This is a genomic window from Pseudomonas sp. JS3066, assembly GCF_036328175.1.
Classification (GTDB): domain Bacteria; phylum Pseudomonadota; class Gammaproteobacteria; order Pseudomonadales; family Pseudomonadaceae; genus Metapseudomonas.
Genome location: NZ_CP143312.1, coordinates 4,955,147 through 4,967,762 on the forward strand (window position 1 = coordinate 4,955,147; position 12,616 = coordinate 4,967,762).

General features: G+C 62.5%; 9 protein-coding genes and 2 tRNA genes. 2 read left to right on the plus strand and 9 right to left on the minus strand.

Annotated features, from left to right (window positions below; genetic code table 11):
* Positions 1–83: 83 nt before the first annotated feature.
* Both rlmB and rnr read right to left on the minus strand, forming a co-directional pair.
* Positions 84–830: a 23S rRNA (guanosine(2251)-2'-O)-methyltransferase RlmB gene (rlmB, locus tag SA496_RS23420; RefSeq protein WP_120654249.1), complete on the minus strand. Its 747-nt coding sequence runs from the start codon at positions 828–830 to the stop codon at positions 84–86.
* On the minus strand, positions 827–3,574 hold the full coding sequence (rnr, locus tag SA496_RS23425) for a ribonuclease R (protein WP_330114548.1): 2,748 nt from the start codon (positions 3,572–3,574) through the stop codon (positions 827–829). The genes rlmB and rnr overlap by 4 nt, the downstream gene beginning before the upstream one ends.
* Positions 3,575–3,782: 208 nt before the next feature.
* Here rnr and SA496_RS23430 point away from each other — a divergent pair.
* Both SA496_RS23430 and SA496_RS23435 read left to right on the plus strand, forming a co-directional pair.
* Positions 3,783–3,869, plus strand: a tRNA-Leu gene (locus SA496_RS23430).
* Positions 3,870–3,977: 108 nt separating this feature from the next.
* Positions 3,978–4,064, plus strand: a tRNA-Leu gene (locus tag SA496_RS23435).
* Between the two features lie 114 nt (positions 4,065–4,178).
* Here SA496_RS23435 and SA496_RS23440 read toward each other — a convergent pair.
* The 7 genes from SA496_RS23440 to hflX all read right to left on the minus strand — a co-directional run bounded on the left by SA496_RS23440 (position 4,179) and on the right by hflX (position 12,616).
* The gene (locus tag SA496_RS23440; protein WP_120654247.1) at positions 4,179–6,113 is read right to left on the minus strand and encodes a methyl-accepting chemotaxis protein; all 1,935 of its coding nucleotides are present in this window, start codon (positions 6,111–6,113) and stop codon (positions 4,179–4,181) included.
* Between the two features lie 155 nt (positions 6,114–6,268).
* Positions 6,269–7,564 carry an adenylosuccinate synthase gene (locus tag SA496_RS23445; RefSeq protein WP_120654246.1) on the minus strand — a complete coding sequence of 432 codons (1,296 nt, stop codon included), beginning with the start codon at positions 7,562–7,564 and terminating at the stop codon, positions 6,269–6,271.
* Positions 7,565–7,667: 103 nt separating this feature from the next.
* Complete coding sequence (locus tag SA496_RS23450) at positions 7,668–8,852, minus strand: ATP phosphoribosyltransferase regulatory subunit (RefSeq protein WP_120654245.1); 1,185 nt, start codon at positions 8,850–8,852, stop codon at positions 7,668–7,670.
* A 34-nt stretch (positions 8,853–8,886) separates the two neighbouring features.
* A complete protein-coding gene (locus SA496_RS23455; RefSeq protein WP_077523748.1) occupies positions 8,887–9,072 on the minus strand; it encodes a DUF2065 domain-containing protein in 186 nt (61 codons plus the stop codon).
* A 107-nt stretch (positions 9,073–9,179) separates the two neighbouring features.
* Positions 9,180–10,049, minus strand: coding sequence for a protease modulator HflC (gene hflC / locus SA496_RS23460; RefSeq protein WP_120654244.1), 870 nt, complete (start codon positions 10,047–10,049; stop codon positions 9,180–9,182).
* Positions 10,049–11,218: an FtsH protease activity modulator HflK gene (hflK, locus tag SA496_RS23465; protein ID WP_120654243.1), complete on the minus strand. Its 1,170-nt coding sequence runs from the start codon at positions 11,216–11,218 to the stop codon at positions 10,049–10,051. Before hflK ends, hflC begins: the two co-directional genes overlap by 1 nt.
* A 96-nt stretch (positions 11,219–11,314) precedes the next feature.
* On the minus strand, positions 11,315–12,616 hold the full coding sequence (hflX, locus tag SA496_RS23470; protein ID WP_120654242.1) for a ribosome rescue GTPase HflX: 1,302 nt from the start codon (positions 12,614–12,616) through the stop codon (positions 11,315–11,317).

Here is a 12,616-nt window from a genome sequence, read left to right on the forward strand (position 1 = left end):
AAGGGCTGAATGCCGCGCAAGGTAAATTGGCGAAACTTTGAACAGCCCCGGACAGCGGCGACGCTGCCCGGGGCAAGCCTGCATCAGGCGCGGGTGCGGCGCTGACGTACTGCCTCGAACAGGCAGACGCCGGTGGCGACAGAGACGTTGAGGCTGCTCACGCTGCCGGCCATGGGCAGCTTGACCAGGTAATCGCAATGCTCGCGGGTCAGGCGGCGCATGCCCTTGCCTTCCGCGCCCATGACCAGCACCGTCGGCCCGGTCATGTCCTGCTCATAGACTTCCTGCTCCGCTTCACCGGCAGTGCCAACCACCCACAACCCCTTCTTCTGCAGCTTCTCGAGGGTACGTGACAGGTTGGTCACCGCCACCAGCGGCATGACTTCCGCCGCGCCGCAGGCGACCTTGCGCACCGTAGCGTTGAGGGTGGCGGACTTGTCTTTCGGCACGATCACCGCCAGCACGCCGGCTGCATCGGCGGTGCGCAGACAGGCACCGAGGTTGTGCGGATCGGTGACACCATCCAGGGCCAGCAGCAAGGGCGCGCCCGGGGTGCGCTCAAGCAGTTCGTCGAGCATGTTCTCGCCCCAGACCTGGCTGGGGCTGACTTCGGCCACCACGCCCTGATGGACGCCTTCGGCCCACTCGTCCAGTTCGTGCCGATCCTTGTGGCCAACCGCGATGCGATGCTGCCCTGCCAGGTCGAGAAGAACCTGGACCCGCGGATCATGCCGGCTTTCCGCGAGCCAAAGCTGCTTGACGCGTTTGGGGTGATGGCGCAGCAGCGCCTCCACGGCGTGTACTCCGTAGACCTTTTCCAACTGACTCATTTCTTGACCTTGCTACCAGGCGCCTTGGGTTTTGGCGGACCTTTGCGGTGTTTCGTGGGTTTGCTGGCGGCCTTGGCCTTCGCCGCCTTGGCTTTCTTCTTCGGCGGCCTGGGTTCAGCCTTGGCTGCGCCATTGCCTGGTTTTTCCAAGGCCTTCTGCGCGGGGCGCGTACCTTTACTGGCCTTGGCACCCTGACGGGCCTCGCTGAGCAGCGCCTGTTTCATGGCCCTGCTCTTGTCCACATCGGTATTGCCAAGCATTTCCTCAGCCTGGGCGAGCATTTCCGGCGGAACCGCCGGCAGCGCCTGCACCTTGCCGGTTCGCTGGCGACGCGACGCCACGGCCGCCCTCGGTTCCTGCTGGGGAGTGTCCCGCTGGGCGTGGCGAGCAGCACCCTTAGCACCTCGACTGCGACCCTTGCCGACCTTGGGCTCTGCAGCCTTGGCCTTGCCTTTGACCGGGGCGGATTTGTCGGTGCCACGATTCTTGCGGCCGACCGGTACGGTGAGGACGTTGTCGGAGAGTTCGAAATCGATCTTGCGCTCATCCAGGTCGACCCGCGCGACCACCACTTCCACCTCGTCACCCAGACGGAAGCTGCGGCCAGAACGCTCGCCGGACAGGCGATGATGGATGGGATCGAAGTGGTAGTAGTCCCCCGGCAGGGCGGTCACGTGCACCAGGCCCTCGACATAGATGTCGATCAGCTCGACGAAGATGCCGAAGCCAGTCACCGCCGATATCACGCCGGGGAACGTCTCGCCCACGCGATCACGCATGTACTCGCACTTGAGCCAGTTGGTGACATCGCGCGTCGCCTCGTCGGCACGCCGCTCGGTCATCGAGCATTGCTCGCCGAGCTGGACCAGGCGCACTTCGTCGTAGGGGTAGATACGCGCCTTGGGCATGCTCGGCGCACCGGCCCGCTGCACATGCACGCTCTCGCGCTTGGAGCGGATCAGGCTGCGAATGGCGCGATGCACCAGCAGGTCCGGGTAGCGCCGGATGGGCGACGTGAAGTGGGTGTAGGCGTCGTAGTTGAGGCCGAAGTGCCCCTCGTTGTCCGGGCTATACACGGCCTGACTGAGTGAGCGCAACATCACCGTCTGGATCAGGTGATAGTCGGGACGCTCGCGAATCTTCTCGAGCAGCGCCTGGTAGTCGCTCGGCGTCGGCTCGTCCTTGCCGCGGTTGAGGGACAGCCCCAGTTCGGCGAGGAATTGCCGCAACTTGTCCAGGCGCTCGCTCGGCGGACCGTCATGGACGCGATAGAGCGCCGGAATCTCGTGCTGCATGAGAAAGCGCGCCGTGGCCACGTTGGCGCACAACATGCACTCCTCGATCAGCTTGTGCGCGTCATTGCGCTGGGTCGGCAGGATCTCGGAGATCTTGCGGTCGGCGCTGAAGACAATGCGGGTTTCCTGGGTTTCGAAGTCGATGGCCCCACGCACCTGACGTTGCGCCAACAGTACCTTGTAGAGCTTGTAGAGCTGCTGAAGCGGCTTGACGAGATGCGGCAACTGCTCGGCGAACTGCTCAGCCTCGGCGGATTCCGGGGTCTCCAGGAACTGGCTGACCTTCGTATAGGTGAGCCGTGCATGGGAGTGGATGACCGCCTCGTAGAACTCGTACCCGGTCAGCTTGCCAGCGCGGGAAATGGTCATGTCGCAGACCATCGCCAGGCGATCCACCAGCGGATTCAGGGAGCAGAGGCCATTGGAAAGCACCTCGGGCAACATTGGGATGACCTTCTCCGGGAAGTACACCGAGTTGCCACGATTGGTCGCTTCTTCATCCAGCGCCGAGCCCACCTTTACATAGTGAGAAACGTCGGCAATGGCGACAACCAGGCGCCAGCCGCCGCCCTTGCGGGTCTCGGCATAAACGGCATCATCGAAGTCACGGGCGTCTTCGCCGTCGATGGTGACGAGAGGCAGGTCGCGCAGATCGATACGCTTTTCCTTATCCTTCTCGGCCACTTCGGGCTTTAGCTTGGCCGCTTCCTTGACCACGGCGGCCGGCCATTCGTGCGGGATGTCATAGCTGCGCAGGGCGACTTCGATCTCCATGCCCGGCGCCATATATTCGCCCAGCACCTCGACCACTTCGCCCTGGGCCAGGCGGAAGCTGCTCGGCCACTGATCGATCTTCACCTGGACGAACTGGCCGTGCTTGGCCGCGCCCTGCTTGCCTTGGGGCACCAGGACTTCCTGCTGGATCTTCGGATTGTCGGCCACCACCCGGGCAATGCCACTTTCTTCATAGAAGCGGCCGACCAGGGTTTCGTGAGCGCGCGCGATCACTTCCACCAGGGCACCTTCGCGGCGACCACGGCGGTCAACACCGGAAACCCGCGCCAGGGCACGGTCGCCATCGAACACCAGGCGCATCTGCGCGGGGCTGAGGAAGAGGTCTTCGGAAGCGTCGTCAGGAATGAGGAAGCCAAAACCATCGCGGTGACCACTGATGCGACCACAGATCAGGTCGAGCTTGTCCACCGGTGCATAGGTCCCGCGGCGGGTATAGATAAGCTGTCCATCGCGCTCCATGGCGCGAAGTCGACGACGCAGCGCTTCGAGCTGCTCATCGGTGGTCAGGCCGAACTCCTCCACCAGTTGCTCCCGACTGGCCGGGGCGCCGCGATCGTCGAGGCGCTGCAGGATCAATTCGCGGCTGGGGATGGGATTCTCGTATTTTTCCGCCTCACGAGCGGCCTCGGGGTCGAGGTTCTGCCAATCGGCCATCAGGGGGTGATCACCTTTTTATCCATAGATGTATTTGCCATGTGTCTTATTGAAGCGCGAATTCCGATTGTCGGTCAGCTTAGTCCGAAGAATAATTTTTTTCGCGCTCAGGGGTTTACAACACAAAAGTCGGCTCGTATAGTTCGCGCCCACAGCGTCGCTGAGACGTTGTGAAGGAAGCAGATGAGCGATCATCGCATCCTGAAGTGCCCAGGTGGCGGAATTGGTAGACGCACTAGGTTCAGGTCCTAGCGGTGGCAACACCGTGGAAGTTCGAGTCTTCTCCTGGGCACCATTTTCAAAAACCGAGCCGCAATGCTCGGTTTCGCATTTAACGGACTGTACGGTTCCGTGTCGTTCAACGATGAACACCGTATAAGTCGATGAGCAATCATCGCAATGTGCCCAGGTGGCGGAATTGGTAGACGCACTAGGTTCAGGTCCTAGCGGTGGCAACACCGTGGAAGTTCGAGTCTTCTCCTGGGCACCACTCTTCAACAAAGCCGAGCTATGCTCGGCTTTGTGCTTTCTGGCTTCCAGGAATTCCGCAACTACCGCCAGATTCGGGGCCAAGCCTGCGCCTCGCCCCCTCCGACCACCCCTATTACGCCTTGAACTGACCCAGGCTGGCCTTCAGCTGATCAGCCAAACCAGCGAGCACACGCCCGCTGCTGGCAGTCGCCGCCACCGCTTCGGCGGCCCGGCTCGCCTCGATATGGATGACATCGACCCGCCCACGCACGCCATCGGCCCCCGTCGCTTGGTGCTCCGCCGCACGAGCAGCCGCCTGCACTGCACCATGCACCTGCTCCACGGCCTGCTGCACGCTCTGCTGCAGGCGCTCGCTGTCACGTAACGCCTCCAACCCCTCTACCGCACGCTCACGCGCCTGGGAAATCGCCGACACCGCCTCACGCGCCCCCGTCTGCAGAGCCACGATGTGCTCCTGGATATCGCCCGTGGACTGCTGAGTTTTGCTGGCCAGCGCCCTCACCTCATCGGCGACGACGGCAAAACCACGCCCACTTTCTCCCGCCCTCGCCGCCTCGATCGCCGCGTTCAGCGCTAGCAGGTTGGTCTGTTCGGCAATGCCATGAATCACCGACAGCACCATTTCTATCTGCTGACTCTGCCGCGCCAGTCGCTCGATTACTTCGGAACCGTTCTGCACGCGCGCCTCCAGGTTCTCGATCAAGCCTCCAACCTTGCGCGCGATGGCTGCGTTGTCCTGGGCCGCCTGACGGATCTCGCCCACCTGGCGCAAGGCATCCTGCATCGCCTGGCTCTCGGCCTGGGCTTCCGCCGCCATCCCGGCCAGCGCACTCAGGCTGCCCTCCACCTCGCTGCGCTGACGGTGTGCAGCGGCCTCGGCCGACTGGCTGCGCTCGGACAGCGCCCGGATCTCCACCCCAGTGCGCTGCGCCACATCACCCGCCTCACGAACTATGGGCTGCAACTTGTCGACAAAACGGTTTACCGCAGTGGCCATCTCACCAACCTCATCGCGACTGTCGAGCTTGACGCGACGCGTCAGGTCGCCCTCGCCCGCAGCCAGATCGTTCAAGGCATTGATCAGCAAACGAAGTCGCACTACCACACGGCGCCCCAGCACCACGGCCAGCACCAGCAGGACGCCGAGGCCGACCAACGCCAGGCCCAGGCCGATACGCCAACGCAACTCAGCCGCCGCTGACTCCACCGCCTGGCGTGTGCCCACACTCATGCTGCCGGCAGCTTCGCGAGCCGACTGCAGGCGAGCAGTCAGGACCGCACTGCTCTCGCTGGCAGCACCAGAGAGACTCTCACTCACCAGTTCACCGCCGCTTGCGATCAGAGCGGCGAATCGCTGGTCCAGCGCCTTCAACTGCTCTTCCACCGCCGCGGTCGAGACGCCCATGCGGACTTTGCCGATCTCGACACCATTGGGACTGATGGGCGCCTCCACCAGGTAGACGGAAGAATCGCTCGCCGCCGCACTCAACACCTTGTCCAACGCACGATCGCCCTGCCCCTTGGCCAGCAGCGCCTTGATCTGCGGGTTCTCGCGATTGAGGTAACGCGTCAGGTGCTGACCATTGGCATCATCGTAGACAACGAAGAGCACATTGGGATTGCGCTGAGCTCTACGGGCGAACTCGGAGAGGGTGGGCACATCGTTGTCCCACATGGCCCGAGGAGCCACAGCCGCAAGCAATTGGGCGAGGTCGTTGGCCGACTCCTTAAGGCTCTGCTCCAGAGTCTGGCGCAACTGCCCCTGCTCCTGCTGGAGTCGCCCACTCAAGGCAGCCCCCAGGCGCTCACGGGTCTTGGCGGAGAGAGCGCTCAGGCTACCGGAAACTTCTTGTCCGGCCTGTTCGAGATCCCCCGTCAGGCGCTGGGTGTCCCCACCCAGGCGCGCGCCCAGTTCATCCACCAGAGAGTTCACGGTGCCCCGCGTAAGGGCAACGGCCACCAGCACCTGCACCAGCAGGGCAATGCCCAGAGCAATGAAGACCGGACGAAGCAATCGGCTTTGCAACAACGACAGGATGGCTGACACGACTTGTGACTCCTTTACGACCGTTACCGCTATAACGGCGACAACCTGGATTTATAAAGTGCCAGCAAGGTACGTGCCGACCGGTAGCGCGACATTCGCGGTCACCGAAACGACGAAGGGCCGCACATGGCGGCCCTTCGGGGGAGTCAGGAGACTCAGGCGTAGGGGTGGCGCAGGACAATAGTCTCGTTACGGTCGGGACCGGTGGAGATGATGTCGATGGGCGCCCCCACCAGCTCTTCCACACGCTTGATGTAGGCGCGGGCATTGGCTGGCAGTTCTTCCAGGCTCTTGGCGCCGACGGTGGATTCGCTCCAACCCGGCAGCTCTTCGTAGACCGGCTGCAGGCCGATGTAGCTGTCGGCATCGGTCGGCGCGTCCACCAGAACCTCACCGTTCAGGTCCTTGTAGCCCGTGCAGATACGGATGGTTTCCAGGCCGTCCAGCACGTCCAGCTTGGTCAGGCACAGACCCGAGATGCTGTTGATTTCGATAGCGCGACGCAGGATCACTGCATCGAACCAGCCGCAGCGGCGGGCACGACCAGTAGTGGAGCCGAACTCGTGACCACGCTTGGCCAGGAATGCGCCGGTCTCGTCGAACAGCTCGGTCGGGAACGGGCCAGAACCCACACGAGTGGTGTAGGCCTTGGTGATACCGAGGATGTAGTCGAGGTACAGCGGACCAAAGCCGGAACCGGTGGCGGTGCCGCCAGCAGTGGTGTTGGAGCTGGTGACGTACGGATAGGTGCCGTGGTCGATGTCCAGCAGCGAGCCCTGAGCGCCTTCGAACATGATGTAGGCGCCTTGCTTGCGCAGCTGGTGCAGGCGTGCAGCGACGTCGATCATCATCGGCTTGAGCAGCTCAGCGTAGGCCAGGGCCTCGTCCAGGGTCTTCTGGAAGTCGACCGCCGGCTCCTTGTAATAGTGCTGCAGGACGAAGTTGTGGTAGTCCAGCAGCTCGCCCAGCTTGGCCGCAAAGCGCTCACGGTGGAACAGGTCGCCAATGCGCAGGCCGCGACGAGCGACCTTGTCTTCGTACGCCGGGCCGATACCGCGACCGGTGGTGCCGATCTTGGCGTCGCCGCGAGCCTTCTCGCGAGCCTGGTCCAAGGCCACGTGGTACGGCAGGATCAGGGTGCAAGCCGGACTGATGCGCAGGCGCTCACGCACCGGCACACCTTTCTCTTCCAGCTTGGTGATTTCACGCATCAAAGCATCGGGCGCAACGACTACGCCGTTGCCGATCAGGCACTCGACATTCTCGCGCAGGATGCCGGACGGGATCAGGTGCAGCACGGTCTTCTCGCCGTCGATCACCAAGGTGTGGCCAGCGTTGTGGCCGCCCTGGTAACGCACTACGGCGGCAGCCTGGTCGGTCAGCAGATCGACGATCTTGCCCTTACCCTCATCACCCCACTGGGTGCCCAGGACTACGACATTCTTACCCATAACACTTGTCCTCTTCGCAGAAGCTCGATGCCGGCAGCTGCCGGCGGAAAACACGGAAACTCGTTAATGGCCGGCAGTTCTGCACCGACCCTGAAACCACTTCCTAGGAAAGCGACTCCACCTGCCAGCGCCCAGCACTCAAAACGAGCTGGCGGTCGCAGCCGGCTTCCTGCGCGCTCGCCGCTTCCTGGCCCGGCAACGCCTGCACCACACGCTGACCATCAGCGCGGAGGCGCTTGACCTCGTACCACAGGTACGGGTCATGGCTGTCTGGCGCCCAGATACCGGAAATTTCTTGCTCCAACGACATGCTGCCCAAGGTCACAAGGGTCTTCAGGTCGGTGGAGAAACCGGTGGCGGGACGGGCACGACCGAAGTCGGCGCCGATGTCGTCATAGCGCCCGCCTTGAGCAATGGACTGCCCAACGCCCGGCACGAAGGCGGCGAAGACCACCCCGGTGTGATAGTGGTAACCGCGTAGCTCACCCAGGTCGAAGTACAGCGGCAACTCCGGATAACGCAGTTCCAGCGCGTCAGCGATGGCAATCAGCTCATCCAGCGCGCGGTGGACGTCTTCCGGGGCATCCATCAGCACCCCCTGAGCCAAGTCCAGAACCTCACGACCACCGCAGAGTTCGGCCAGCGAGCGGAGCATGGAGGCCAGTTCGCGGGGCAGGTCTTCGGTGAGCTCGGCCACCTCGTCCACTGCCTTGCGCTGTAGGGCGTCGAACAGGCTGCGCTCGACTTCACCAGACAGGCCCGCGGCCTTGGCCAGCCCGCGATAGATGCCGACATGGCCGAGATCCATATGCACGTCCGGCACGGCGGCCAGCTCGAGCATCTCCAGCATCAGGCTGATGACTTCCACGTCGCTCGCCGGGCTGGCGTCGCCGTAAAGTTCAGCGCCCAGCTGTATCGGACTGCGCGAAGTGGATAGTGCCCGCGGCTTGGCGTGCAGCACGCTGCCGGCATAGCACAGGCGGTTCGGACCTTCGCGACGCAGGGTATGAGCATCGATGCGCGCAACCTGCGGCGTGATGTCTGCACGAAATCCCATCAAGTGACCCGACTGCGGATCGGTCACTTTGAATGTGCGCAGGTCGAGATCCTGGCCGGCACCGGTCAGCAGGGACTCGAGATATTCGATGTGCGGAGTGACCACGAAGTCGTAGCCCCAACGCTGGAACAGGTCCAGCACCTGGCGGCGGGCTGCCTCGATGCGTGCCGCCTCGGGCGGCAGTACTTCTTCGATACCGTCTGGCAGCAGCCAGCGATCTACCGTTGCCATTTCGCCAATCCCCTCTCAGCCGGGCGGCAAGCCATCAGTGAAGCAGATAAAGGAGGCCAGTCCCCAGCAACATGCTGGACAGGCCCATCAGGCGGAGATGGCGGTCCTTGAACTCTGCCACCCCAAGTACCGCGGCGCGCCAACGGCGCGGATAGAGGAAGGGCAGGATGCCTTCCAGCACCAGCATCAGACAAAACGCAATGCCGAGTTCCTGCCACATGATTCCCGCGGACGCAAAAAAGCCGGGATTTCCCGGCTGACCCATGATAACACGTTTTCCCTGGCGGTCACCCCGGCGGACGATGAGCGTCCGCCGGGAGACTTGTGTCAGCGCGTGGCCTTGTCCAGATAGCGGAAGAAATCGCTATTGGGATCGAGCACCATCACGTCGGTCTTGTTAGCAAAGCTTTCACGGTAAGCCTGGAGGCTGCGGTGGAAAGCGTAGAACTCCTGGTCCTGCCCATATGCCTTGGCATAGATGGCAGCCGCCTTGGCATCGCCATCACCACGAGTTTCCTCTGCCTCACGATAGGCCTCGGCCAGCAGGACACGGCGCTGACGGTCGGCGTCTGCACGAATACCCTCCGCCAACTCGGAGCCCTTGGCGCGATGCTCACGAGCCTCACGCTCCCGCTCGGTACTCATTCGCTCGAATACGCTGCGGTTGACTTCCTTGGGCAGGTCGATGGCCTTCACCCGCACGTCCACGACCTCGATGCCCAACTCCTTGTTGGCCATGCGATTGAGGGCGGACGTGATATCTGCCATCAGCGCATCACGCTCACCGGACACCACTTCATGCAGGGTACGCTTACCGAACTGGTCGCGCAGACCTGCTTCCAGACGGCGAGACAAACGCTCGTCGGCAATCTGCTTCATGCCGGAAGTTGCAGTGTAGAAACGCTCGGCATCAGCCACTCGCCATTTGGCGTAGGCATCCACCATCACCGCCTTCTTCTCGAGCGTGAGGAAGCGCTGTGTCGGCGAGTCCAGGGTCAGCAGACGGGCATCGAACTTGCGCACCTGGTTGACGTACGGAATCTTTAAGTGAAGGCCGGGCTGAACATCAGCCTCGACGATGCGGCCGAACTGCAGGAGCACGGCCTTTTCGGTCTGCGACACGATGTACAGGCTGCTCCACAGAAGCAGAGCCACAACCACGCCGCCGATCAGGGCAAACAGCGATTTATTGCTCATCAGCGACTCTCCCTGGAACGCGAATTGCGCTGCTGTAAGTCAGTGGCGACACGCGAACCGAGATCGCCGCCGCTACCAGCGGCCGAGGCTGCCGGAGCAACCGGAGCCTGACCGGCGCCGCGGCTGTCGATCATTTTATCTAGCGGCAGGTAGAGCAAGTTGCTCTGCCCGTCCTTACCGGAAACCAGCACTTTGCTGGTATTGGCCAACACGTCCTGCATGGTTTCGAGGTACAGACGCTGGCGCGTGACTTCCGGCGCTTTGTGGTACTCGGTTAGCAGCTTGGTGAAGCGGTCAGCCTCACCTTCGGCGCGGGCAACAACTTCATCGCGGTAGCCGTTGGCATCCTCGATGATACGCTGAGCCTGGCCACGAGCCTCGGGGACCACTGCATTGGCATAGGCCTCTGCCTGGTTCTTGGCACGCTGTTCATCCTCACGAGCACGGATCACGTCATCGAAGGCTTCCTGAACTTCACGAGGGGCAGCCGCGCTCTGTACGTTGACCTGGGTGACGGTGATACCGGTGCGATAAGTGTCGAGGAAACGCTGCAGGCGCTCCTTGATCTCGCTGGCCATCAGCTCACGACCCTCAGTCAGCACCTGGTCCATCTCGGTGGAACCCACTACGTGGCGCAGGGCGCTTTCGGTGGCGTGCTGCAGACTGACTTCAGGCTGATCTACGTTCAGCACGAAGTCCTGGAGGTTGCTGATCTTGTACTGGACGGTGAGCGGTACTTCGACGATGTTCTCGTCCTCGGTGAGCATCTGCCCCTGCTTGCTGTAAGCACGCTCGCGGGTGACATTCTCCTGGAACTTGCGGTCGAACGGCGGGAAATAGATGTTCAGGCCAGGACCAACAGTCTCGTAATACTTGCCGAAGCGCAGCACCACGGCCTGCTCCTGCTCGTCTACCACATAAACTGCGCTGTACAGCCAGACCACGGCAAGCAAGGCCAGGCCGATGCCGAGCAGACCGAAACCGCCCGACCTGCCGCCACCTTCGTCGCCGCCGCCACGTTTCTTGCCGCTGCCAAACAATCCGTTCAGGCTGTCTTGCAGCTTGCGGAAGGCCTCGTCCAGATCCGGTGGCCCTTTGCGGTCGCCACCGCGGCGCCCACCCCAGGGATCCTGGTTATTCGAGTTGCCACCCGGCTCATTCCAAGCCATAGCGCTCTCCATACTGATAAAGCAAAGACGCGCCCACGGCGCGCCCGCCCATGCTACCCAAGCCCGAGGCCCGCCGCAAAACCACCTCAGCGGGCTTTATTGCAAAGTGTGTTGCTCAAGAAACTCGCTCGGCTGCCAGCCTTCCCGACTGACCAGTCGATTCAGTTCAACGCGCGGAAGACGCACTGCGAGAAGAGCGTCCCCAGCCTCATTGTGCTCCTCGGTCTGCACCGCACCCAAGGCGAAGAACTGCGCCCGCAACCGACCAAAACGCTGTGGCAGACGTAGGGTACCGACGAAGAGGTCGTCGCCCAGCAACTCTGCCACCGCCTGTTCCAGCAACTCGAGGCCACTACCATCGCGCGCCGACAGCCAAACCCGCTCGGGCTTGCCGTCCTCGTCGCGCTGGATATGCGGCTCGACGTTCACCAGCAGGTCGACCTTGTTGTAGACCTCCAACATAGGCAGGCCTTCGGCACCGATTTCACCCAGCACTGCCAGCACCTGCTCGATCTGCGACATGCGCTCCGGCTCGTGAGCATCGATAACATGCAGCAGGAGATCGGAGTTGGACGATTCTTCTAGGGTAGCCCGGAAGGCTTCCACCAGCTTGTGCGGCAGGTGACGGATGAATCCGACCGTGTCGGCCAGAACGATCGGCCCTAGGTCATCCAGCTCAAGCCGACGCAGGGTCGGGTCGAGGGTCGCGAACAACTGGTCGGCCGCGTAGACCTCGGAAGCGGTCAGCGAATTGAATAACGTGGACTTGCCGGCGTTCGTGTAGCCAACCAGGGACACCGATGGAATATCCGCGCGCCTGCGCCCCCGCCGGGCCTGTTCGCGCTGGCTGCGTACCTTTTCAAGGCGCTGCTTGATCTGGCGAATGCGCACACGCAGCAGACGACGGTCGGTTTCCAGCTGGGTTTCACCCGGACCACGCAGACCGATACCGCCTTTCTGGCGTTCAAGGTGAGTCCAGCCGCGCACCAGGCGGGTACTCATGTGCTCAAGCTGGGCCAGTTCGACTTGCAGCTTGCCTTCATGGGTACGGGCACGTTGGGCGAAGATATCGAGAATCAGACCGGTACGGTCGAGGACCCGACATTCAAAAGCGCGCTCAAGATTGCGCTCCTGACTGGGCGTAAGGGTGTGATTAAAAATGACCAGTTCAGCTTTCTCGGCCTTGACTAGGTCATGCAACTCATCGACCTTGCCGCTGCCGATCAGATACTTGGCCGTTGGCTGGTGACGGGAAACAGAGACGAAAGCCACTGTATCCGCACCGGCCGAACGAGCAAGTTCCAGGAATTCCTGCGGGTCTTCGCGCGCCTCGGGATCTTGGCCTTCCAGATGAACTAGGATGGCTCGCTCACCACCACCAGGGCGTTCGAAAAACAA